The 24,090-nt window shown below is 62.7% G+C and carries 19 protein-coding genes; 12 read left to right on the forward strand and 7 right to left on the reverse strand.

The annotated features are described in order from the left end of the window. Nucleotides 1-134: 134 nt before the first annotated feature. The gene (locus GR183_RS14100) at nt 135-1,400 is read right to left on the reverse strand and encodes a L,D-transpeptidase family protein (RefSeq protein WP_160776271.1); all 1,266 of its coding nucleotides are present in this window, start codon (nt 1,398-1,400) and stop codon (nt 135-137) included. Nucleotides 1,401-1,948: 548 nt separating this feature from the next. Here GR183_RS14100 and GR183_RS14105 point away from each other — a divergent pair. Then, nucleotides 1,949-2,524, forward strand: coding sequence for a hypothetical protein (locus tag GR183_RS14105; protein WP_160776272.1), 576 nt, complete (start codon nt 1,949-1,951; stop codon nt 2,522-2,524). Between the two features lie 105 nt (nt 2,525-2,629). On the opposite strand, the gene GR183_RS14110 is transcribed toward GR183_RS14105, so the two are convergent. Then, nucleotides 2,630-3,967 carry a dihydroorotase gene (locus GR183_RS14110; RefSeq protein ID WP_160776273.1) on the reverse strand — a complete coding sequence of 446 codons (1,338 nt, stop codon included), beginning with the start codon at nt 3,965-3,967 and terminating at the stop codon, nt 2,630-2,632. Nucleotides 3,968-4,187: 220 nt separating this feature from the next. On the opposite strand from GR183_RS14110, the gene ygfZ reads away from it, so the two are divergent. The 4 genes from ygfZ to GR183_RS14130 all read left to right on the forward strand — a co-directional run bounded on the left by ygfZ (nt 4,188) and on the right by GR183_RS14130 (nt 7,334). Beyond that, the gene (gene ygfZ, locus GR183_RS14115) at nt 4,188-5,072 is read left to right on the forward strand and encodes a CAF17-like 4Fe-4S cluster assembly/insertion protein YgfZ (RefSeq protein ID WP_160776274.1); all 885 of its coding nucleotides are present in this window, start codon (nt 4,188-4,190) and stop codon (nt 5,070-5,072) included. Continuing rightward, complete coding sequence (locus GR183_RS14120; protein ID WP_160776275.1) at nt 5,072-5,725, forward strand: YfbR-like 5'-deoxynucleotidase; 654 nt, start codon at nt 5,072-5,074, stop codon at nt 5,723-5,725. The genes ygfZ and GR183_RS14120 overlap by 1 nt, the downstream gene beginning before the upstream one ends. Before the next feature lie 108 nt (nt 5,726-5,833). Continuing rightward, nucleotides 5,834-6,340: a tyrosine phosphatase family protein gene (locus tag GR183_RS14125; RefSeq protein ID WP_160776276.1), complete on the forward strand. Its 507-nt coding sequence runs from the start codon at nt 5,834-5,836 to the stop codon at nt 6,338-6,340. Nucleotides 6,341-6,359: 19 nt separating this feature from the next. Next, nucleotides 6,360-7,334, forward strand: coding sequence for an NUDIX hydrolase (locus tag GR183_RS14130; RefSeq protein ID WP_160776277.1), 975 nt, complete (start codon nt 6,360-6,362; stop codon nt 7,332-7,334). Between the two features lie 61 nt (nt 7,335-7,395). Here the strand turns inward: GR183_RS14130 and GR183_RS14135 are convergent, their stop codons facing one another. After that, the gene (locus GR183_RS14135) at nt 7,396-7,818 is read right to left on the reverse strand and encodes a MarR family winged helix-turn-helix transcriptional regulator (RefSeq protein WP_160776278.1); all 423 of its coding nucleotides are present in this window, start codon (nt 7,816-7,818) and stop codon (nt 7,396-7,398) included. 149 nt (nt 7,819-7,967) lie between these two features. Here GR183_RS14135 and GR183_RS14140 point away from each other — a divergent pair, with 149 nt between their 5' ends. Beyond that, the gene (locus GR183_RS14140) at nt 7,968-8,450 is read left to right on the forward strand and encodes a PaaI family thioesterase (RefSeq protein ID WP_160776279.1); all 483 of its coding nucleotides are present in this window, start codon (nt 7,968-7,970) and stop codon (nt 8,448-8,450) included. Nucleotides 8,451-8,715: 265 nt separating this feature from the next. Next, a complete protein-coding gene (locus GR183_RS14145; RefSeq protein WP_208999859.1) occupies nt 8,716-9,873 on the forward strand; it encodes a cell wall hydrolase in 1,158 nt (385 codons plus the stop codon). A gap of 19 nt (nt 9,874-9,892) precedes the next feature. Here the strand turns inward: GR183_RS14145 and acuI are convergent, their stop codons facing one another. The 3 genes from acuI to GR183_RS14160 all read right to left on the reverse strand — a co-directional run bounded on the left by acuI (nt 9,893) and on the right by GR183_RS14160 (nt 12,865). Then, nucleotides 9,893-10,888: an acrylyl-CoA reductase (NADPH) gene (gene acuI, locus GR183_RS14150; RefSeq protein ID WP_160776280.1), complete on the reverse strand. Its 996-nt coding sequence runs from the start codon at nt 10,886-10,888 to the stop codon at nt 9,893-9,895. A gap of 123 nt (nt 10,889-11,011) precedes the next feature. Then, nucleotides 11,012-12,256, reverse strand: a complete 1,245-nt coding sequence (locus GR183_RS14155) for an MFS transporter (RefSeq protein WP_160776281.1) — start codon at nt 12,254-12,256, stop codon at nt 11,012-11,014. 168 nt (nt 12,257-12,424) lie between these two features. Beyond that, nucleotides 12,425-12,865: a glyoxalase superfamily protein gene (locus GR183_RS14160; RefSeq protein ID WP_160776282.1), complete on the reverse strand. Its 441-nt coding sequence runs from the start codon at nt 12,863-12,865 to the stop codon at nt 12,425-12,427. Between the two features lie 568 nt (nt 12,866-13,433). Between GR183_RS14160 and nadA the strand changes: the two genes are divergently transcribed. The 3 genes from nadA (at nt 13,434) to nadC (ending at nt 17,096) form a co-directional block, all read left to right on the forward strand. Then, on the forward strand, nt 13,434-14,516 hold the full coding sequence (gene nadA, locus GR183_RS14165; RefSeq protein WP_160776283.1) for a quinolinate synthase NadA: 1,083 nt from the start codon (nt 13,434-13,436) through the stop codon (nt 14,514-14,516). A 91-nt stretch (nt 14,517-14,607) separates the two neighbouring features. Beyond that, the gene (locus tag GR183_RS14170; protein WP_160776284.1) at nt 14,608-16,233 is read left to right on the forward strand and encodes an L-aspartate oxidase; all 1,626 of its coding nucleotides are present in this window, start codon (nt 14,608-14,610) and stop codon (nt 16,231-16,233) included. Further along, nucleotides 16,230-17,096, forward strand: a complete 867-nt coding sequence (gene nadC / locus GR183_RS14175; RefSeq protein ID WP_160776285.1) for a carboxylating nicotinate-nucleotide diphosphorylase — start codon at nt 16,230-16,232, stop codon at nt 17,094-17,096. The genes GR183_RS14170 and nadC overlap by 4 nt, the downstream gene beginning before the upstream one ends. 336 nt (nt 17,097-17,432) lie before the next feature. Here nadC and glyS read toward each other — a convergent pair whose 3' ends face one another. After that, nucleotides 17,433-19,601: a glycine--tRNA ligase subunit beta gene (gene glyS / locus GR183_RS14180; protein ID WP_160776286.1), complete on the reverse strand. Its 2,169-nt coding sequence runs from the start codon at nt 19,599-19,601 to the stop codon at nt 17,433-17,435. A 231-nt stretch (nt 19,602-19,832) separates the two neighbouring features. Here glyS and GR183_RS14185 point away from each other — a divergent pair, with 231 nt between their 5' ends. Continuing rightward, nucleotides 19,833-20,960, forward strand: a complete 1,128-nt coding sequence (locus GR183_RS14185) for an efflux RND transporter periplasmic adaptor subunit (RefSeq protein ID WP_202396093.1) — start codon at nt 19,833-19,835, stop codon at nt 20,958-20,960. Further along, on the forward strand, nt 20,957-24,085 hold the full coding sequence (locus GR183_RS14190) for an efflux RND transporter permease subunit (RefSeq protein WP_160776287.1): 3,129 nt from the start codon (nt 20,957-20,959) through the stop codon (nt 24,083-24,085). Before GR183_RS14185 ends, GR183_RS14190 begins: the two co-directional genes overlap by 4 nt. The last annotated feature ends 5 nt before the right edge of the window (nt 24,086-24,090 follow it).

The following is a 24,090-nucleotide window of genomic DNA, read 5'->3' on the forward strand; positions in this document are numbered from 1 at the left end:
TCGTCTCCCGAATCGCCGCCGAACAGCAAGATTTCGGGCGCTTTTATTGGATGGCTGCGACACTACGGTGACGGCGCCGCAGGCATTCGCCTGCGGCGCCGTGAAATGGAAATCAGCTTCGCTCAGGCGGGTTTTTAGCGCGTGGTCACGATGAAATCCGTACCGAGGCCGGAATGGCGCTGGAAACCACGGTCGGTGACGATCAGCGAGGACCCTGGCGTCAGGCGCTCTTCGATATGAGCGCGGACCTTTTCCGGCCATTCGACGCGGTCGAGCGCTTCGATCGGCGATATCGAAGAACGTTCATCGGCACTCATGCCCATCCAGCGCACCTCGCGTGCACCTCCGGCGAAACCCAGAGCCGTGAAGATATGCGTGCCGATTGCCTCATCCGGCGCTTTGAGATGCACCGGAGCGCTGTAGATCTCACGGAATTTCTGACGCACATAGACGCGGCCGTTCGCCGGCCCCTCTTCGCCGGCAGCGGAGTAGAGGCGCTTCAACACCAGATCGCTCGCAACACCGGTGACCGGCAGATCCTCACCTTCCTGGAAGGTCATGATAGCGGCGCGGGTCTTGCGCCCCAAAACACCGTCGACCGGCCCCGGAGCGTAGCCGAGCTGATAGAGAATCCGCTGCATGTCGCGGATGCGGGCGCGTTCGCTCGTACGGGTGATCAGGATACGCAAGGGCTTATCGGAGTATTGGACGGTTTTCTCGGGAAGCGCCGGCGGTTCCACCGCGTCGCTCTCGATCGCGCCGCGCAGCGCGGGATCGCTCTCGATCGTGTCGGCATCGAGGCTCGCCACCGTCGCCTCCGCAACGAAGGGCTGCAGCAGCGAACCGTGGACGATTTCCTGCGGAACGGCGCCCTCACGCATGACCAGCACATGAGTTCCACGCTCGGTCATGCCGAAGAGCCTTCGGGCAAAATCATGCGGCATGCGCACGCAGCCGTGCGAGGCCGGGTAATTCGGTACATAGCCCTGGTGCAGCGCGACGCCCGACCACGTAAGCCGCTGCATATAGGGCATCGGCGCGTCGTCATAGAGGTTGGAATAATGCCGCCGGCGCTTTTCCAGAATGGAGAAGATGCCCGTCGGCGTGCTGTAGCCGCTCTTGCCCGACGAGATCCTGGAGCTTTCGATGAGGGTCGTGCCGCGGTAGACGTCGACACGCTGATTGGCGAGCGAAACCACCATTTGCAACGGATCGTCCGAATAAGAGGCGTCTTCCGCGATTTTCGAAGCCTCGCCCGCAAGCGGGTGAAGTTTGCCCTTTTCGCTCGCCTCTGCCGGCAACACCAGAAGGCCGAGGGCGGTTGCTGCCGCCAACGCACCAATCAGGAACCGGCCCGCATCCCCGTTGAAGCGGCCGTCCATTTTCCTTGCACGTACCATCTTGCTTCCCTGCCTTTACGCAATACCCGACGACAGTTGGAGGTATCGTGAGGTAAACTTCTGAATCTCCCGTTAGTCGCACCAAAAGCCTGCCACAATCCGGATCACGACACCGTGACGAACGTCACTGAATGGCGCATGAAGTGATCCCAAGCGAATTGTGGCGCAAAACCGGCCATCTGATCCACAAAAAACCTAAGCTAGCGTAAATTCCATACTTGCAATTGCACCTTTCATTAGGCGTTGCGACTCAAAACACGATTCGGAATCCTTGGGTTGCGAACGGGCTCTCCTCCGTCCCGGACCAGACTAAGACAATCGAAGACAGTAGTTGCGCGGCCAAAGGGCTTGACCGCGACAGGACAGTTCATGTCTTCACGCAGAAATATCAGGGATCTTGAATGTTCACGGACATAAACGAAATTTCCATGACGGACTGTCCTGTAGAAATTGACGCCCTTCCTCTCGTAAACAAACTCTTCCAACAGCATGAGTGCTTTCGAAATGTCTCAGAATCCTTTGAAGTTGGGCTTTTCGATATTTTCGAAATGAATTTCGTCGAATGCAATCAGGAGCAGGAAGCCGCGCTGCGCGAAGTCGTGCATGTATTGTCGCGCCGCATCCTCGATATCTTCGAGGCATCGCTTCTCATGAAGCAGCTTGCCCTTGAGGACGGCACGACGAAACTGACCGGCAGGCAGATCGAAGCGTTCGTCGAGGCGATCCGCGAAGAGGCGCAGATCCAGTGCCTCGACATCCACGAGCTGGACCCCGCGTCCGCCGGCGGTGCCTATAACCGGCTGCAGGAGACGATCGAAAGGGAGGCGCGCGGCTACCTCGGCCTGCCCGGGCTCGACCTTTCGTTTCTTGCCGGCGACATCCGCGAGTGCATGGACATCGTCATCCAGCGCCACGTCTGGCGGCGCATCCGCATCGAAACCGAAACGCACCGGCGCATCGGCGACCAGATCGAGGCGCTCATGGCGCTGGCAAGCGATGCCGCCGACACGCAGATACCGCGGCTCTTCACCATAAAGCCCATCCCTGTCACGGCCAGGATCACCAGCTTCGGCAGCCGGTTTTCGGGCAAACCGCCGCATTCGCCGCATCCCGCGGGCGCATGAACGCACAAGAGTTTGAAATGTCCTGAAGCGTGACGGCCCGGTCTCCCCCTTCGCCCGGCCGTTACGAAATGGGCCGCAGCGGAAAATCCGCTGCGGTCTTTTTTTTCACTCCGTCCGCGGCAGGGCCTCGCCGAAAAGCACCGGCTCTCCGCTGGAAGGCGTGGTCAGATCGCCTTCCCACATCACGCGCCTGCCCCGCACGATCGTGCCGACGGGCCATCCGGTAACTGAAACCCCGTCGTATGGCGTCCATCCGCATTTCGACACGATCCAGCTATTGTGGATCGTCTCGCGGCGCTTCAAATCGACGACCGTGAAATCGGCATCATAGCCGAGCGCGATGCGCCCCTTCCGCGCAATGCCGAAAAGGCGCGCCGGCCCGGCGGACGTAAGGTCGACGAAGCGCAGCAGGCTGAGCTTTCCCGCATTTACATGGTCGAGCATCATCGGCACCAGCGTCTGCACGCCCGTCATGCCAGATGGAGAGTCCGGATAGGGCTTGCGCTTTTCTTCCAGAAGATGCGGCGCATGGTCGGAGCCCAGCACATCGGCAACGCCCTGCGCGATTCCCCACCAGAGGCGGTCGCGATGGCGGGCGGCGCGCACGGGCGGATTCATCTGGACGAGTGTGCCGAGCCGTTCGTAAGCGTCATCGGCAAGCGTCAGGTGGTGCGGCGTGATCTCGCAGCTCGCCACGTCCTTGTGATGCCCCAGGTATTCGATCTCTTCGGCCGTCGATATATGTAGCACATGAATGCGCGCGCCTTCGCGCCGGGCGATCGCGACCAGCCGTTTCGTGCAGGAAAGGGCAGCCTCCTCGTCACGCCAGACCGGGTGCGAGCGCGGATCACCTGGAATTCTTTCTCCAAGACGTTCGCGCAGACGGAACTCGTCCTCGGAATGAAACGCCGCGCGCCGCCGTGTTTTCGAGAGGATTTTCGATACCCCCTCATCGTCTTCCACCAGAAGATCGCCGGTGGAAGAGCCCATGAAGACCTTGATGCCGGCAGCGCCTGGCAAGCGTTCGAGTTCCGGTATATCGGCGGCATTGTCGCGCGTACCGCCGACCCAGAAGGCGAAATCGCAGTGCATGCGCCCGCTCGCGCGCGAAATCTTGTCGGCAAGCGCATCCGCACTGGTCGTCAGCGGCTTGGTGTTGGGCATTTCGAAAACGGCCGTTACACCGCCCATGACGGCCGCCCGCGATCCTGTTTCCAGGTCTTCCTTGTGATCGAGGCCTGGTTCGCGGAAATGCACTTGCGTGTCGATGACGCCGGGCAGCAAATGCAGGCCGGTGCAGTCGACCGTCTCTGCGGCATCTGAGGGCTGAAAACTGCCGATCCCGGCAATCAGCCCGCCCCGCACAGCAACGTCGCGAACGAATTCGCCATCCTGATTGACCACCGTGCCGCCCTTGAGGATGAGGTCATAGGTTTCGGCCATGGCGATCTCCGTATTCGCGTTTAAATTCCTGCAAGCGACTGGATACGCATCGGCAGGCGTGAGGAACTGCGTGGGGCTTATACGCCCGAGCCGCGCGTTACGCCACCGCCTCTTCGGGATAACGTTCCATCCGGCCTTGTTGCGTTTTCGCTAAAGCTCCATAAATGGATCGAATGATTGACCGTCGGTATATGTCGCCCCCCTGTCGAGAAGGATCAACATGCAAGCCGCCCAGATCGCCGAACTGACGAGCCGCGGCGTCATCCATGTCACGGGTGAAGAAGCCCACGGCTTCCTGCACAATCTTGTCACCTGCGACATGGATGACGTGGAAAAGGACGGCGCCGCATACGGCGCGCTTTTGACGCCGCAGGGAAAGATTCTCTTCGATTTCTTCATCGTGAAAATCGACGGGGGTTATCTCGTCGACATGCGCCGCGACGCCGTTGCCGACCTCGTCAAACGTCTTTCGTTCTACAAGCTTCGCGCCAAGGTCGAGGTGAAGGACGCGAGCGAAGACCTGGCGGTGCTTGCGGCCTGGGGCACCGATGAGCCGCCTGAAATGCCGGCGACGGTCGTTCGCGACCCGCGCCTTGCCGCCCTCGGCTTCCGGGCCATCGGCGCGCGCATCGGCATCGGCGCGGATCTTGCCAGCCCCGGTGTCGAAATCGCGGATGAGGCCGCCTATCACGCCCACCGGATCTCCCTCGGCGTGCCCGAAGGCGGCTTGGACTTTCCCTTCGGCGATGCCTTTCCCCATGATGCGGACATGGACGATCTCGACGGTGTTGCCTTCGACAAGGGCTGCTACGTCGGCCAGGAGGTCGTCAGCCGCATGAAGCATCGCGGTACGGCCCGCAAGCGCGTCGTCATCGTGCATGGCGACGGCGACCTGCCTGAGCCGGGTACCGCGATCGATGCCGCGGGCAAACCGGCGGGCACGCTGGGCTCGTCAGCTGGCGCTGCGGGCCTTGCGCTTGTCCGTCTGGACCGTATCAAGGAAGCGCTTGATGCCGGTGACGGCATATCGGCGGCAGGTGTTGCACTTCGCCCGGCCATTCCCGCCTGGGCTTCGTTCGGCTGGCCGGAGGCTCAGGCGGACTGATGGCGGCGGACCGCAGCGGCCAGCCTCCGCGCGCCTGGCAGCGCATGCTTTCCGGCAGGCGTCTCGACCTTCTCGACCCTTCCCCGCTCGATGTCGAGATCGAGGATATAGCCCATGGCCTTGCCCGTGTGGCCCGCTGGAACGGGCAGACGAAGGGCGATCACGCCTTTTCCGTGGCCGAGCATTCGCTTCTGGTGGAAGATCTCGCCCTGCGCCTGAAAAGCGACATCCCGCCGAAATGGCGGATGGCGGTCCTGCTTCACGACGCACCGGAATACGTGATCGGCGACATGATTTCGCCGTTCAAGACGGTGATGGGCGGCAACTACAAGGAGATCGAGGCGCGGCTTCAGGGCGCGATCCATCTTCGTTTCTCGCTTCCCGCCATCCTGCCCCAGGCGATCAAGAAGCTTGCCAAGCGCGCGGACATGATCTCCGCCTATTTCGAGGCTGTGGAACTTGCCGGCTTCGACGAGGCGGAAGCCGCGCGCCTGTTCGGCAGGCCACGCGGCTTCACCGCCGGGAAGGATGGACGATTGAGGCTCGGGCTGAAGCCTCTTCCCGTGGCGCGGGCGCAGGCGGATTTTCTCGCAAGGTTCAGGGAAATCGCGCTTGCGCGAAAGCAGGATCCGCAGGACAGGGAATTTTGCTGAGAATATCGGTGCGTTCGCGAGACGTCGGGTGCAGAGCGCACTAGAATCGATACTGAACCGGAGTGTTTCGCTCCATACCCTGACCCTGGTCGACCGAGCGGAGGCGCCATGCTTTATGTCTGTTCCCTGTCCCGACTGGCGGAAACCGTCAGCCGAACGGGGGCAAGCCACATGGTGACCCTCATCAACGCCGGCACGCCCGTCGAACGTCCGCCGCAAATCGCAGCCGGCCGGCATCTCTTCCTCGGCTTCAACGACATCACGGCGCCTGCCGAAGGCCTTGTGCCGCCCGGCGAGGAACATGTGCGCCACCTTATCGACTTCACCGGCAAGTGGGACCGCAGCGCGCCGATGGTGATCCATTGCTGGGCCGGTATCAGCCGGTCGACGGCCGGCGCCTTCATCACCGCCTGTTCGCTCATGCCGGACCGTGACGAGATGGAGATCGCGCTTGCCCTGCGTGAAGCTTCCCCTTCGGCCACCCCCAACGCACGCCTTGTCGCGCTGGCCGACAATGTGCTTGAGCGAAAAGGAAGGATGGTCGACGCTGTAACCGCGATCGGGCGCGGCGCGGACGCCTTCGAAGGCGATCCCTTCTCGCTTGAACTCAAGTAAGGAGCGCGGCAAGGCCCGAATGACCACGCGTATCGAAATCGGCCTGAACGCGGTGATCGTCGCGGTTGCCGACCCCAAGCCGCTGGTGCTGGTGATCGGCCCTGACACACCGGGCAACCCGGATTCGCTTCCCTTTGGTCCGTTCGATCCCGTGCGCCATCGCACGTTCGAGATCGGCCTGCGCGCATGGGTGGAAGAGCAGACCGCACTCAAACTCGGTTATATCGAACAACTTTACACGTTCGGCGACAGGGGGCGCCTTTACACGCGCAGCGACAACCGCCCGCACGAAGTATCCGTCGGCTACCTCGCGCTCACGCGCCCCAGCGAGGAATCGACGCAGATACTCGGCCAAATGAACGCTCGCTGGCGCTCCTGGTACGACTATTTTCCCTGGGAGGACTGGCGCAGCGGACCACCGGACGTGCTTGAAGAGCACATTCTCCCCGCCCTCGAAGTCTGGGCGAACACTTTGCCTGCCGCTGGCGCGCCGCCGCGCGCACTTTCGAGGACCGAACGGGTGCGCCTCGCCTTCGGCATGGAAAAGGATGTCTGGGACGAGGAGAAGGTGCTTGACCGCTACGAGTTGCTTTACGAAGCGGGCCTGGTGGAAGAAGCCGTTCGCGACGAACGCCCCGCCGCCCTTCAACGCGAAAGCCTGCCGCCCCTGGGGCGCTCCATGCAGCAGGACCACAGGAGAATTCTCGCGACCGCCATATCGCGCCTGCGTGCCAAGCTGAAATACCGGCCTGTCGTCTTCGAACTGATGCCACCGACCTTCACGCTGACGGAACTGCAGCGGACCGTCGAGGCGATTTCCGGGCGCCATCTGCACAAGCAGAATTTCCGCCGTCTCGTGGAAAACAACGACCTTGTCGAGCCGACGGGCGACACCTCCACGACGACCGGTGGGCGTCCCGCCGCTCTCTTCCGCTTCCGACGTGCCGTTTTGAGGGAACGTCCCGCACTCGGCCTCAGGCTTGGCAGCCGGTAGGGCATATCCGCGAATAGTGTATGCCGGCGGATTTCGGACAGGGATACGCCAACGCGGCGGCTCAGATGGCGGAGGCTGTTTCGGCTTCGCTCAGCAGCTTCCACAATTCGCCGACACGATCCGGACCGAGCGCGCGGTTCAGCGTGCCTTCCGCCCTGCGCCAACCCTTGACGGCCCGCGTCATCGCCTCTTCACCGGCGGGCGCCAGCAGCACGGGGTGTTCGCGCCCGTCTTCGGCAGTCGTCTCGCGGATGAGCTTGGCCTTGATCATGCGATCGAGTGTGCGCGTCATCGTCGTGCGGTCCGCACCGATGGACCTGGCGATCTCGGTTGCAGTGCTCGGCCCCCGGCGGGCCAGTATCGAAAGAACGGAATATTGCGTGATTGTGATACCGCTCCCGTCAAGCGCCTGTTCGTAAAGACGGGTCACCGCCCTGCTGGTCCTGCGCAGGCGGTGGCATGAACACAGTAATTCATCGGCCATAATCGAAAACTCCGATTCTTACGTTGTGTAACTACACATATTCCTTTACGGCATCAAAATGTCAATAGCGACTTGAAAATAGCAGAATTTCATGATCTCGTGCATTAGCACTAATAACGATGCGATTTATTTCGGTGGAGCGTTTCCCTATGGATTTCAATGCTGTGGACTTTGGCCTTCCCGACATGGCCGACATCAAGGCCCTGCCCGGACGCGCGTTCCTGGAGCGGATGATGGCCGGAGAATTTCCTTCGCCTCCCATATGCCAGACCATGAACTTTATGCTCACGTCAGTCGGCGATGGCGAGGCTCGATTCGAGGGCGTGCCGGAATTCCGGCACTACAATCCCCTCGGTACCGTTCATGGAGGGTGGACGGGCACGATCCTCGACTCCTCTCTCGGCTGCGCGGTGCATACAACGTTGGCACCTGGCGAGGGCTACACGACGGTGGAGTTCAAGGTGAACATCGTCAGGCCCGTTTTTGAAACGAGCGGGCGCCTCGTCTGCGACGGGCGCGTGGTTCATCGCGGCAAGCGCATCGCCACATCGGAGGCGACCCTCAAGGATGGCGAAGGGCGGCTTCTGGCACACGGCACGGAAACCTGCATGATATTTTCAGCGTCAGGATGACCGACGCCCGGACGTCGCTTCGTTAACACTATGTAAAGGTAATAGATGCGTCTTCGGATGCACCGTTAACGATAAATCGCGTCGAACTGCCGCAAGGCAACAGGAAATACCTGCCGTTCCGTTCTCATTAACGGTCTTTCAAGGTTAAGCGGTCACGATTCCCTCCGGATCAACGGTGGTGTTCCGGCCCGATGCGCGGAAAACCATAAGAGTATCGAGTGTGGAGTTGCCGCGTATGCCTGGCAGGACAAAGAGGAAGCCGACGTTGAGAAGGGCTCGTTCACGCCGTTCCATCGCAGCGGTTCTCGCCTGGACGCCTATCGTCTTTGCCGCAACGACAGCCGAAATCGCCCAGCAGGACATAACCGCGCTCATCGAGGCGAGCCGGGACGATGTGCCACGCTGGATGACGACGGTCGTCGCCGCCGAGCATGGTTCGGCCCACGCCCCGAGCATGGTTCTGGCCGATGCCTCGGCGAACAACCGGAACGCAGCCGATTTCGCGGTAACCTCCGCTGCGCAAGGCGATAACGCAACGGTCGTTCGCGGGCTCGAGAAATTCGCGATCGAGGCACAACCCGACGAGTTGCCGGAAAGGATCGAGATCAACCGCTCCTCGAAGGGCGACAGGCATCTGTCCATGGCGCCGGACCGGGAAATGCTCGATCTCGCGGCGGGCTCCGTCTATTCGGTGCCGAACATGATCGCCACGGGTCCGGCCCAGGATCTGCCGAAGGTCGCCTTCGTCGCGCCCCTTCCCGATACCGTGTTGGGGCCCGGCCCTGCGATTGCCAACGCCAAGAAGCCTGGCAACCCGCTGGACCTTACCCGCATGGCGATCGCGCGCAACGTGGCAGCCACCAGCGTTTCGCTCGCCTCCGCCTATGCCGCGAACCCGATGAACGACACCGCCGCGCCTTTCAGGGCACTGCTCGGAACGCCGGATCTTGATGCGCAGGCCGAAACGGATCCGCATTGGTGGACGCAGCGCGCTCTACCTGCAAGCGTCCTCAGCGCCAAGGAGCAGCGCTGTCTTGCCGAGGCCGTCTATTTCGAGGCGCGCGGCGAACCGGAGGACGGCCAGGTTGCCGTGGCCCAGGTGGTGCTGAACCGCGTCAAGAACCCTGCCTATCCGAATACGATCTGCAAAGTGGTCTACCAGAACCGGCACAAGCGCAACCGCTGTCAGTTCTCCTTCGCCTGCGACGGCAAGCGCGACCGTATTTCAGCCAGGGACGCCTGGGAAACCGCGCAGACCATCGCTAGGGAAACCGTCGAAGGCGAGCACTATCTCAAGGAAGTCGGCGCCTCGACGCATTATCACGCGACCTACGTGCACCCCGGCTGGGCCCGCACCATGGACCGGCTCGACAAGATCGGCCGGCACATCTTTTATCGCACAAAGGGCGGCGGCTGGAGCTGACAGCCCCAGCCTTTTTTACCTATCCCATTTCGACGACGAGCCGTCCGCGCACCTTGCCTTCAAGGATCGCCGAGGCGTGCGGGATGATGTCATCAAATCCGATCGTCGTCGTCATGGCATCGAGTTTCGCCATGTCGAGATCGCGCACCAGCCGGTCGTAGGCCTGGATCCGGCGAGCGACCGGCGCCATGACACTGTCGATCCCGGCGAGAGTTACCCCGCGAAGGATAAAGGGCGCGACGGACGAGGGAAGGTCCATCCCCTGCGCAAGGCCACAGGCCGCGACAGTGCCGCCGTATTGCGTCATGGAAAGCGCGTTGGCGAGTGTATTCGAGCCCGCGACATCGATAGCGCCGGCCCACCGCTCCCTGTTGAGCGGCTTCGGCGGGCCCGACAGTTCGGCACGGTCGATAATCTCCGCAGCACCCAGGCCTTTCAGGTAATCGCCCTCTTCGGCGCGGCCGGTCGAGGCGACGATCTCGTAGCCGAGCTTCGCCAGGACCGCGACCGCGACGGAGCCGACGCCACCCGCCGCTCCCGTCACGAGAACCGGCCCCTTGTCCGGGGTGACACCGTGATCCTCAAGCGCAAGCACGCAAAGCATGGCCGTATAGCCGGCCGTGCCGATCGCCATCGCCTGATGGCCGCTCAAGCCTTTCGGCAGCGGGATCAGCCAGTCGCTCTTGACCCGCGCATAGCCGGCATAGGCGCCCATATGCGTTTCGCCCACGCCGAACCCGTTGAGAAGCACCTTGTCACCCCTGGAATAGGCGTTGGAGGAACACTCCGTCACCTCGCCGACCAGATCGATGCCCGGGATCATCGGAAAGCGGCGCACCACGGGGCCCTTGCCGGTGACGGCCAGACCGTCCTTGTAGTTCACCGTCGTCTGCCCGACGCGGACGGTGACATCGCCCTCCATGAGGTCGTCGAGGCCGATTTCCCGGATCTCCGCCGGGTTTTGAACCTTCGCGCCCTCTTCGCGGGTGATCCATACGGCCTTGAACGTGCTCATCGCGGCTCCTCCGAAGCTGGAATTCGAACTTGCCTGAACGCTGCCAGACGCCATCCGTCCTTGCAAGGTCGCCGAAGGGCGAGCCTTGCCGGATGCGTCAAATCCCGGTGAACCCCTTGCCGCTCACTCCGCCGGCACGCTCGCAAGCCGCTCGACAGGCGCTTCCCTGATCGGCCAGTGAACGACTGCCGCAAAGAGCCCGAGTGCGATTCCGAGCCACCAGATCGTGTCGTAGGAGCCGGTCTCGTCGTAGAGCTTTCCGCCGAGCCAGATGCCGAGAAACGACCCGAGCTGGTGGGAAAAGAAGACAAACCCGAAGAGGGTTCCCATGTAGCGCGGTCCGAACATCACCGCGACGAGGCCCGACGTGGGCGGGACGGTGGAAAGCCAAAGGAGCCCCATGACACCGGCGAATACCATGACGGTGAAAGGGGTCGGAGGCACCATCAGGAAGATGAAGATCGCAAAGGCGCGGGACAGGTAGATTACCGACAGGAGATAAGGCTTGGAGAACCGTCCGCCGATATAGCCGGATGCCAGCGAGCCGAAGATGTTGAAGAGCCCGATCAGCGCGATCGACAATCCGCCCCAGAAGGGCTCAAGCCCGAGATCCACGATATACGGGGGCAGATGGACGGTAATGAAGGCGACGTGAAAGCCGCAGACGAAGAAGCCGAAGGTGAGCAGTATATAACCGCGCGTGCCGAAGGCTTCGGCCACCGCCTGCTTCAGGTTCTGCTCCTTTTCGTGCGCGTGCGTGGGTGTATGTACCGACTTGCCGCGCAAGGCGAACGTCAGCGGCAATACGGCCAGCATCACCCCGCCCATCGCGATCAGCGCAACCTGCCAGCCGAGCCCGTCGATCAGCGGCGGGGCCAGGAAACCGAAGACGAACTGCCCCATGGAGCCCGATGCCGTGCCGATGCCAAAAGCCATCGAGCGCTGCTCGGCGGTCACCACCCGCCCGAAAGCGGCGATCACCAGCGCAAAGGAAGAGGACGCTATACCGATGCCGATCATCACACCGGCGGAAACATGCAGCCAGACGGGCGTCTGCGCATAGGCCATGGCGACAAGCCCGATCGCGTAGATCACGACGCCGGCCGCGAACACGCGCGCCGTGCCGTATCGGTCCGCCAACATGCCGGCGAAGGGCTGCGCGGCACCCCAGGTAAGGTTCTGTATTGCAAGGGCGAGCGCGAAAATCTCGCGCGACCAGCCACGCGCTTCCGTCATCGGCAGCAGGAACATGCCGAGCGCCGAGCGCGGCCCGAACGACAGAAGCGCGATCAGGCAGCCGCAGACGATAATGAGAGGAACATTGGGACGGGCGGAGGAAAGCGGAGATGCGGCGGAAGATCGAGACATCCAATGATTCCCAATTATTTCTGTAACCGCCAAGCGGTGCTGCAAAGAGCTGAATTAGCCACATCATATGTCAGCAATACTGACCGAAATATCAAATAATATTTATCGAAAACATTCGCGTCGCAAATGGAACGCCCGCCGGAGGTCATGCCGGCGGGCGCGGGCCTTCTACAGGTCGATGACGATATGCGGTTCGCCATTCGACGTCGTCTCGGCGGATCGGCCGGTCTCGTAGACCGTCGCCGTCACCCTCTGGCGAAAGGCCGAGAAACTCTTGAAGGTGACGACGTCGACAGGCTCGTCGAACTTGAGCGTAAGCCGGAACCGGCCAGACCCCGCCAGGTCTTGCATGCCGACGAGACGACCGGTGAAGGGCTGACCGAGATAGCGCCCCGTCACAGTGTCCCCGATCCTGAGATCGGCGATGGACTTTCGGTTCCCGGCGCTTGCAAAGAGCGTATTCCAGTCGCGAAAGCCGTACTGCTGCGCCACGAGCTCAAGCGCCCGCCCGTGGCTGACATTATTGCCATTGGCGGCAAGACCGCCGCGCAGGCGCTTCGCCTGAGCCTTCAGGCTGTCGATTGTTGGAAGAGGAGCATGTCCGCCCATCTGAACCTCCTTCATGGTTCGACGCGGATTGTCCATAAGGGTGCTCGCATTGCCGTTGGTCCGCGTGACGAAAGGTCGGTCGGATTGGCGGAAAACCGGAACTTCACCATGAGCTTACGCCCGCGAGCGGCAGGGGCCCGAACCCGAGGCGCTTAGATAAGCTCGAGCGCCGGAAATTTCAACCGAGGCTCTTCCTTGAGTAAACTTTTCTCTAGATTTATAATATTTATCAATACGTTATGTTGTAATATGACAAATCTTCGCCATCCCCCATTGGCAAAGCGGCACGAGGGCGATTATATATGCTGCAAGTGAGCATAAGTGACGGCCTGAAGCACTTTCCACGAAAGCGAGATCGCTTTCGTGACAAGAAATCGCTCCAGTTAAAGTGCTGGAGCAAATCCTTGTCGCCAAATCCAAGTCTGATTTGGCGGGATGCGCTTTAAGCCGCGTTTTTTAAACCCAAACTTATGCTCAAAGTGAGTATAAAGCCGTCATCGGCAGCTTACCGGCCAAAAATCGGGAGAAATACCCATCAGGACGGCCGGTTTACCAGGGGGAGGTCTCCATGGCCACCACGATCATTTCCGCCGGTCTCGATCGACCAAAGACGAATGCCCGCACCGCGCTAGACCGCTATGGCACGGTCGCGCGGCCCGAGCTTGCCTATACGGCCGAGGTGGCGGAAGCGACGGCGCCCGTCTACGAGAAGGTGAAGCACCTGATCCCGGAATTCGAGTGGCCCGCCCTTGCGCCGACTGTTCATGCCATCAACGAGCTGAAGAAAGAGCGCAACGCGGTGATCCTGGCGCATAACTACATGACGCCGGAAATCTACCACGGTATTGCCGATATCGTCGGCGACAGCCTTCAGCTTGCCAAGGAAGCCACGCGCGCGGATGCCGATGTCATCGTCCAGTGCGGCGTGCACTTCATGGCCGAGACGTCGAAGATCCTGAACCCGGACAAGACGGTGCTCATCCCGGACATGAACGCCGGCTGCTCGCTCGCCGAATCGATCACGGCAGCGGATGTGCGCGGCCTTCGCGAGAAATATCCGGGCGTGCCGATCGTCACATATGTGAACACCTCCGCCGATGTTAAGGCGGAATGCGACATCTGCTGCACCTCGTCCAACGCCGTGCAGGTGGTGGAAAGCCTGGGCGCGCCGCGCGTCCTGCTGATCCCCGACCAGTTCCTGGCCGCGAACGTCGCGCGCCAGACGGACGTCGAGGTGCTCACCTGGGCCGGCGCCTGCGAGGTGCATGAGCGCTTCACGGCCGAAGAGCTTCGCGAATACCGCGATATCGAGCCCGGCGTGAAGATCATCGCCCACCCCGAATGCCCGCCGGAAGTCGTGGAAGAAGCGGATTTCGCAGGCTCCACCGCCGGCATGATCGACTGGGTGAAGGTCAACCGGCCTGAGAAGGTGATGCTCGTCACCGAATGCTCGATGGCCGACAATATCGCCAGCGAGACGCCGGGCGTCGATTATGTGAGGCCCTGCAACCTGTGCCCGCACATGAAGCGCATCACCCTTTCCAAGGTGCTCGATGCTCTTGTCGAGATGAAGGACGAGGTGATCGTCGATCCGGAAATTTCCGCGCGCGCCCGTGTCGCGGTGGAACGGATGATCAATCTCAAGAGCTGAGGTTATAATAGGCCTCATCCAATAACCTGGCCGGCATGGGAAACGACGTGTCGGCCGGCCTTCTCTTGCGCAACGCGCGCGGGGTGTTCCCATGTCTGCCAGTTCTTTCGCCTCCCCCGCCCCGCACATCGACGATGTGGTGATCCTGGGCGGCGGGCTTGCCGGGCTCTTCTGTGCCCTAAAGCTTGCCCCGCGTCCCGTCACGGTACTCACCGCCTCCCCCATCGGCAAAGGCGCGTCTTCGGCCTGGGCGCAGGGAGGCATTGCGGCGGCCGTGTCGGAGCAGGATTCGGCGGACGCCCATGCCCGCGACACAATGGAGGTCGGCGGCGGTATCTGCGAGGAAAAGATCGTCCGCCTGATGACGCAGGAAGCGGGCGACAGGGTCCGCGATCTTCTGGGCTACGGCGTTCCTTTCGATCAGGATCTTGAGGGCAAGCTGCAGCTTTCGCGCGAGGCCGCGCATTCGGAAAATCGCGTGGTGCGCGTGCGCGGAGACATGGCGGGCCGCGCGATCATGGATGCGCTTGTCGCCGCCGTGCGCGAAACGCCGTCGATCCGCGTCGTGGAGGGTTATCTCGGCGAAAGCCTGATCTGCGAAGGAAAGCGCGTCACCGGCATCCTCGCCCGCCGCCGGGGCGGGATGGAACGTCTCGCCTTTCCGGCGAAAGCCATCGTGCTTGCCTCCGGCGGCATCGGCCATCTCTACGGGGTCACCACCAACCCGTCGGAAGCGAACGGCCACGGCCTTGCCATGGCCGCGCGGGCGGGCGCGATCATCGCGGATGCCGAATTCGTGCAGTTTCACCCCACCGCGATCGATGTCGGGCGCGATCCCGCCCCGCTTGCGACCGAGGCCCTGCGCGGCGAAGGCGCGATCCTTGTCGACAAGGCGGGGAAACGCTTCATGGAGGCGATCGATCCGCTGAAGGAGCTTGCCCCGCGCGACGTGGTGGCACGCGCTATCTTCGCCGAGGTCACCGCCGGGCGTGGCGCGTTTCTCGACTGCCGGGCTTCGGTCGGAGCGGCGTTTCCCGAGCGTTTCCCGACCGTCTACGCCGCCTGCAAGGGCGCCGGTATCGATCCGGTAAAGGATCCCATTCCCGTCGTTCCGGCGGAGCATTATCACATGGGCGGCATCCTGACCGACGCCAACGGGCGCACCTCGCTCGACAATCTGTGGGCCGCCGGCGAAGTCGCCTCCACCGGCGCGCATGGGGCGAACCGGCTTGCCTCCAATTCGCTTCTGGAAACGGTCGTCTTCGCGGCAAGGATCGCGGAGGACATCCAGGGCCTCATGCCGACGCCCCGCACCGCCCATTGGCCGAAGATCGACCATACCATTCAGGATGCGAGCCAGCGCAACGAAGTCGAGCGTGCGGCCATCTCAACACTCCGCAAGACGATGAGCGCCAATGTCGGCGTCATCCGTAACGCGGAAGGATTGCGCGGCGCGCTTGCCGTTTTCCAGGCGCTGGAACGCCGCTGCGAGCGCGTCTCGATTACCAACATGATCGTCGCCGCAAAGGTGGTGGCGGCAGCCGCCCTTGCGCGCACCGAAAGCCGTGGCGGGCATTACCGCGAAGACTATCCCGATGCCGATCCGGCACAGGCGCGCCGCACTTTCCTCACGCTCGCGGAAGTGGAAATGATCGCCCAAGCGGCGGAGGAAAGCGAAGCCGGACAGCGCGCGCTCGCAGCAGGAGAACTTGCATGACGCGGGAACTTCGCCTTCCTACCCTGCCCCATCTGATGGTGGAGGATGCGGTGAAAGCCGCCCTGCTGGAGGACTGGGGCCGCGCCGGCGACATCACCAGCGAGGCGACGATCCCGGCGAAAGCGCTTGCGGATGCGGTCATCGCCGCGCGCCACCCGGGCCGGCTTGCCGGGATCGATCTTGCAGCCGCCGCCTTCCGCCTGACCGATGCTGACGTGCATTTCTCAGCTGAACTTGGCGACGGCGCGAAGCTTGCCCCCGGCGATGTGGTCGCGCGGATCGAGGGGCCGGCCCGCGCAGTGCTATCGGCGGAGCGCGTAGCGCTCAATTTCCTGGGTCATCTTTCGGGCATCGCCACCGCGACGGCCGCATTCGCGGAGCTGATTTCCCACACGAAGGCAAGCATTGTCTGTACACGCAAGACGACGCCTGGCCTGCGCGCTTTCGAGAAATACGCCGTGCGTTGCGGCGGCGGCGCGAACCACCGCTTCGGCCTTGATGACGCGATCCTGATAAAGGACAACCACATCGCCGTTGCCGGCGGCGTTGACCAAGCGATCGAGAGCGCGAAGGCCTTCGCCGGGCATCTGGTGAAGATCGAGGTTGAGGTCGACACGCTCGACCAGCTTGAAGAGGCGCTTCGTTCGAAGCCCGATGTCGTCATGCTGGACAACATGCCACCGGAGATACTGCGTCAGGCTGTCGAAATCGCGGGCGGCAAGGTGCTGCTGGAAGCCTCGGGCGGCGTAAACCTCGACACCGTTAAGGCGATTGCGGAAACCGGCGTCGACCTCATCTCCGTCGGCGCGATCACCCACTCCGCATCGGTTCTGGATCTGGGGCTCGATATCGAGATCGGGTGACGGGGCGTGGTCCAACGGCGTCGCTTGCGGACCGAGTCGAAACCCATCCGTTCGTCATGCCCGGACTTGATCCGGGCACCCATGCAGCCCTCCGTGTGCGCACTTGGGTTGCCGGGTCAAGCCCGGCGATGACGACAGAGAAGCCACAATACGAAGCGATGCCGTACAGCGCCGGGATAATCCTCGACCCAATCGGCGAACATCTCCCCACACGCCGTGCCGTCCACCGTCTGTCATTCTCGCGAAAGCGGGAATCTACCTGCAATTAGAATAAGATACCCGCCTGCGCGGGTATGACAGAGAACAAACGGCGCGCCGGCAAAACCGGCTGCCCCACTACCCCGCGATCTTCGAGAAATCCGCCACTTCCCGCGTCGCCTCGCGGATTTCGGCCAAGAGCTTCAGCCGGTTCTCGCGAAGTTTCGGGTCATCCGCGTTGACGAGGATATCGTCGAAGAACCGGTCGACCGGCGCGCGAAGGGCTGCAAGCGCCGTCATCGCGCTCTCAAAATCCTCATTCGCAATTGCTTCGGACGCATCGGAACGCGCGCTGTCGATAGCCGCCGCGAGCTGGATTTCGGCTGGCTCCATCAGAAGCTCGCGGTGGATGTCGCCTTCCACCTTCTTGCCGTCCTTCTTCTCCTCGATGCGCAGGATGTTGGCCGCGCGCTTCGTACCGGCGAGCAGATTCGCGCCATCCTCGGTTTCCAGGAACCGGCCCAGTGCTTCGACGCGCTTGACGATCATCAGAAGATCGTCCTGCCCGCCCAGCGCGAACACCGCGTCGATCAGGTCGTGCCGCGCGCCCTCGTCCTTCAGATGGACCTTCAGGCGATCGGCGAAGAAGGAAATAATCGAAAACGCTACAGCCTTGGCAGGATTGAAAGTAAAAGCTTCGCCTTCATACTCAGTTGCCGCCAGAAGTTTGCTTTCCGCATCAGCACTGGCCCCTCCTGACTTAATCAAATCTCCAGGCCACGGCGCTAGCGCAGGCTCCAAGGCTTTCACCAACGGCAACCGCAAGCCATTCTCCAACACGATCCGGATCACACCCAGCGCCGCACGCCTGAGCGCATAAGGGTCCTTCGAGCCGGTCGGCTTTTCGTCGATGGCCCAGAAGCCGGTGAGAAGGTCGAGCTTGTCGGCGAGTGCGACGGCGATGGACACCGGATGGGTGGGCACGCTGTCGCCCGGCCCCTGCGGCTTGTAGTGCTCCTCGATAGCCGCCGCGACGCTGGCGTCCTCGCCCTGAATTTCAGCGTAAGCACGGCCCATCTGGCCCTGCAGTTCCGGAAACTCATAGACCATCAGCGAGGCGAGATCGGCCTTGGCAAGCTCCGCAGCCCGCCTTGCCTTTTCCGGGTCCGCGTCGACAATGGGCGCAAGCTCCGTCGAAAGCTTCTTAAGCCGCTCCACGCGCTCGGCCTGCGTGCTGAGCTTTTCATGGAAAACCACGCTTTCAAGCTTCGGCAGATTGTCTTCCAGTTTCGTCTGAAGGTCCGTCTCCCAGAAGAAGCGGGCGTCCGACAGCCTTGCGCGGATCACCTTCTCGTTGCCGTGGATGATCTCTTTGCCGCCGTCTTCAGCCTCGATATTGGAAATCAGCACGAACTTGTTGGAAAGCTTGCCTGAACCCGGATCGCGCAGCACGAAGCACTTCTGGTTCGCGCGGATCGTGAGGCGGATCACCTCGTCGGGCAGTTCAAGAAACGCCTCGTCGAAGGAGCCGACGAGCACCACCGGCCATTCGACCAGCCCCGCCACTTCCTCCAGCAGCCCCGGATCCTCGACAAGCTCAAGGCCCAGCGCCAGCGCCCGGTCGCGCGCGTCGTGGTGGATGATGTCCTTGCGCCGATCCGCATCGAGCACGACCTTCGCCTGCTCCAGCTTTTCCATATAGTCATCAAGCCGGCGCACATGGATTTCGCCCGGTCCCATGAAGCGGTGGCCGCGCGTGACATCGCCTGACGAAATCCCGTCCACCTCGAAGGGGATGACCTCCGGCTCTTCCGTTTCCGGCCCGAACATGCAGACGATGGAGTGCAGCGGCCTCACCCAGCGAAGCGAGCCCGTGCCCCACTTCATGGATTTCGGCCAGGGAAAGCCCCGGATAATGCCCGGCATCGCCTCGGCGATGATGTCTTCCGCCGTGCGGCCCGGCTTTTCGATCACCGCAACGTAATAATCGCCCTTCTTCGGATCGGAGACGATCTCCGCCTCCTCGATGGAGGAAAGTCCTGCCCCGCGCAGGAAGCCTTCCACCGCCTTTTCCGGCGCGCCGACGCGGGGGCCTTTTCGTTCCTCGCGCGTCGCCTTGGAGGATGCCGGAATGCCCGCCACCTGCAGCGCCAGCCTGCGCGGCGTCACGAAGGCTTTCGCGCCCTCGTAGTGGAGACCTGAATCGACGAGTGCGTTTGTCACCAGCGACTTCAGGTCGTCTGCGGCGCGCCGCTGCATGCGGGCGGGAATTTCCTCGCTGAAGAGCTCCAGGAGAAGGTCGGGCATATCACTCGTCTCGAATTGTTGGCTGGTGCGGCGGCTGCCGGAATTTCGCGATGTGCCTACCAAGAAGCCCCGGCTTTGTCACCCCTGACACGCACTTGCGGCAAATTGCTTGGCAGCGAAAACGGTTGCGCCATCTATTTGTTAGGGTGAATACCTGAAATACGTCGTATCATCGATCCTTGGGCAAACGGCGCGAACGATCATGGAGTCGCGTCCTTTCGGAGTGCATGCGTGAACTTCTTGCGGCAAATCCTGATCATCGCGGTTCTCGCGGGCGCCGGCTGGGGCGGATATACCTTTTACCAGCAGGAATTCGCCAACGGCGCGGGAAACGAGCGCTCCGGGCGCGGACGCGGAGGGCCCGGCGCGGTGGGTGTCGAGACGGAAGCCGCCCTCATGCGCAACCTGTCGCAGGCGGTGGAGGCTGTCGGCACGACGCGGGCAATCCGTTCGGTGGAGATCGTTCCGCTGGCCGACGGCCGGGTTACCGAACTCAACATAACGCCCGGCGGAGAGGTGGAAGAAGGCGCCGTTATCGCGCGGCTTGACGACGATATCGAGCGGGCGAACCTTTCGGCCGCCGAAGGCACGCTCCTTCAAAAACAGCAGGCGGCGGAACGCGCTGCCCGCCTTCGCGAATCCCAGACGGTCAGCCTTGCAGCACTCGAGACCCTGCGCGCGGAGGAAATCGTCGCCCGCGCCGCCGTGGATCGGGCGCAACGCCAGCTTGATGACCGCACGATCCGCGCGCCATTCGCAGGCGTATTGGGCCTGACGTCCATAGATGTCGGCGCGCGCGTGGAAGCCGGGGACCGGCTGACGACGCTCGACGATCTCAGCAAGGTGGAGGTGGAGTTCCAGCTGCCCGAAACGCTGTTTGCGCGCGCGAAACCGGGGCTCGGTGTCGTCGCGCGCGGCTCGGCCTTTCCCGGCCGCACCTTCGAAGGCAGGATCGTCGCGGTCGACAGCCGGGTCGACCGCAATTCCCGTTCGTTCCTGACCCGCGCCGAATTGCCGAACCCGGACCGTACGCTGCCGTCCGGCATGTTCGTGCTGATGTCGATCACGCTTGATGATTACGAGGCCGTCACCGTCCCAGACGCAGCGATCGTCTCGGAAGGTTCCAACACATTCGTCTACCGCATCCTTGACGGCAAGGCGGCGAAAACGAAGGTTGCAACCGGGCTTCGCGAGCGCGGCCTCGTCGAAATTCGCGGGGGACTGGCCGCCGGAGACCTCGTCGCCGTAACCGGGCTGCAGCGGCTGCGCGACGGGGCCGAGGTCAACGTCCTCAACAGCGAGCCGGCGACGAGCGACGCCGGTAAACTGACGGGCGCGCAAAAAGGCTCACGCTCGTGACGCTCTCCGATCTTTCCGTCCGCCGGCCGGTGCTGGCGGCGGTCGCCAGCATCCTGATCGTCGTTTTCGGCTTTGCCGCCCTCACCCAACTGCCGATCCGCGAGTTGCCGGACGTCGACAGTTCCGTCGTCACCGTCACGACCTATTACCCGGGCGCGGCACCGGAAGTTGTCGACACCGACATCACGGAGATGATCGAGGGCGCTGTCGCGGGCATCTCCGGCGTGCGCACGATCTCCTCCCAGAGCCGGCGCGGGCGCAGCCAGACCACCATCGAGTTCGAAACGGGCCGGGATATCGATGAGGCATCGAACGACGTTCGCGATGCCGTCGGGCGCGTGCGCTCCAACCTGCCGGACGATGTCGACGAGCCGCGCATCGTCAAGAGCGACGCCGACGCCGATCCGGTGATGCGCCTTGCGGTGACCAGCGACAACATGACGACGGCGGAAATCACCGATTACGTCGACCGCTTCATCCACGACAGGCTCGCCACCGTCGAAGGGGTAGCCAGCATCCGGATTTACGGCGAACGCCCGCTTGCCATCCGCATCTGGCTGAACCGCCGCGAGATGGCGGCGCGCAACCTCACCGTCGCCGATGTCGAAGCGGCACTCAGGCGCAACAATGTGGAGCTTCCCGCCGGCGAGATCGAAAGCCGCGACCGCCAGCTCGGCATCCGCCTCGACAGCCGCCTTTCCACGGTCGATCAGTTCCGCGCCATGGTGGTCGACAGGATCGCGGGATACCCCGTCAAGCTCGGCGATATCGCCCGCATCCAGGAAGGCGTCTCCAGCGATACGACCATCGCACGCAGCAACGGGCGCGACGCGGTCGGCCTTGCCATCATCCGCCAGAGCCAGAGCAACACCATCGCGATCTCCAATGCCGTTCGCGAGGAGATCAAGGCGATCGAACCGACGCTTCCCGAGGGCATGGCAATAGAGATCGGCTCGGACGACGCGATTTTCGTCGGTGCATCGATCCGCGAGGTCGTGCAGGCTCTCGGCATATCGCTTGTACTGGTCGTGCTCGTCATCCTGCTTTTTCTGATGAGCCTCAGGGCCACGCTCGTGCCCGCGATCACCATTCCAGTGGCGCTCATCGGCTGCTTCCTGCTGATCCAGTTCCTGGGCTTTTCCATCAACGTGCTGACGCTCCTGGCGCTCCTGCTCGCCATCGGCCTTGTGGTGGATGACGCCATCGTGGTGCTGGAGAACATCCAGCGCCGGATCGACCTCGGCGAAAGTCCGATCGCCGCAAGCGTGCTGGGGTCCCGGCAGGTCACCTTCGCGGTGCTTGCGACATCGGCCACGCTGATCGCGGTTTTCGTGCCGCTTTCCTTCCTCCCCGGTCAGGTCGGCGGGCTTTTCATCGAGTTCGGCTTCGTCATGGCAAGTGCGGTGGCAATTTCCACCTTCGTGGCGCTTACGGCCTGTCCCGCACTTGCCTCCAAGGTGCTGTCACGCTCCAAAACCGCGAGCGTGGACGGCGAAAGGCGCGAAGCGCTGCTCCTGCGGCTCTACCGCCGCAGCCTTGAGGCGCTTGTCAGGATGCCGCTGGTGGCAATCGCGGTGGTCGTCGCGATCGCGGCCTTCAGTTGGCCGCTCTTCCAGTCGCTCCCGCGCGAGCTTACGCCGAACGAGGATCGCGGCGTCGTCTTCGTTCCCCTTACCGCTCCCCAGGGTAGCACGCTGGAACATACAGACCAGGCCGCGCGCCAGGTGGAGGAGATCGCGGATCCCTACCGCGAGAGCGGCGAGATCGATTCCATCTTCACTTTTTCCGGCTTCGGCAACCGCGCCTACCGCTCCTTCGTCGTCTTCCGCCTCGCTCCATGGGAAGAGCGCACGCTCGACAATCGCGGCATTGCCCGCGCGCTTGCCCCGCGCATGAGCGAAGTGACGATCGCCCGCGGTTTTCCGGTTTCGCCAGCCGGCCTCGGGCTTCGCGGATCTTCCAGCCCGCTGCGTGTGGTCGTCGGCGGACCGGATTTCGAAAGCGTGAAGGTTTGGGCGCAGGACCTGCTGCAAAAGGCCCAGGAAAATCCCAATCTCGTCAATCCGGAGATGGATTTCGAGGAGAACGAGCCGCAGCTTTCGCTTACCGTCGACAGGGCACGAGCGGATGATCTCGGCATCAGCGTGCAGACCATCGCCTCGACATTGCAGACCATGCTTGCCTCGCGCGAGGTTACCGATTTCGTCAGCCGCGGGCGCGAATATCCCGTCATCCTGCAGGCGGAGATCGAGGATCGGCGCTCGCCGTCCGATATCAGCAACATCTTCATCCGTTCCGGCGACGGTACGTCGCTGATCCCGCTCGGCGCGCTCGTGTCGATGAACGAGAGTGCTGCGGCGGCATCGCTGCGCCGTTACGACCGGCTGCCCTCCATCTCGATCTCCGCCGCCCTTGCAGACGGTTACGATCTGGGCTCCGCCATCCAGTTCATGCGTGAAGCTGCATCCGAGGTCTTGCCGCCGGAGGCGAAGCTTGGCCTCGCCGGCCAGTCGCAGCAGTTTCAGGAAACCGCGAGCGGCGCGAATCTCGTCTTTGCGATGGCGCTTCTGATCGTCTTTCTGGTGCTGGCGGCACAGTTCGAAAGCTTCATCCACCCGTTGGTGATCCTGCTCACGGTTCCGCTCGGCGTGGCCGGCGCGGTCTATGCCATGACCGTTGGCGGGCTGTCGCTCAACGTCTACAGCCAGATCGGCATCGTCCTGCTGATCGGGCTCATGGCCAAGAACGGCATTCTCATCGTTGAATTCGCCAACCAGCTCCGCGACGAGGGCCAGTCGGTGCGCGAGGCGGTGATCAACGCTTCGGTGCTGCGCCTGCGCCCGATCGTAATGACCGTCATTTCCACCGTGCTCGGCGCATTGCCGCTGGTGCTTGCAAGTGGCGCTGGCGCGGAAAGCCGGGTTGCCATCGGCAGCGTCATCATCGGCGGGCTTACGCTTTCTTCCGCGCTGACCCTGTTCCTGACACCTGTTCTCTATGATCTTCTGGCCCGCTTCTCGCGCCCGCGCGGAGCGGTTGAAAAGGTTCTGGAGCGCGAATTGAATGCGGCGGCCGGAAAGCGCAATGCCGCCGGCGCACAGGCCAAGCCGGAACCTGGTGAATAGCGCTT

This window comes from Stappia sediminis, assembly GCF_009826895.1.
GTDB lineage: Bacteria > Pseudomonadota > Alphaproteobacteria > Rhizobiales > Stappiaceae > Hongsoonwoonella > Hongsoonwoonella sediminis.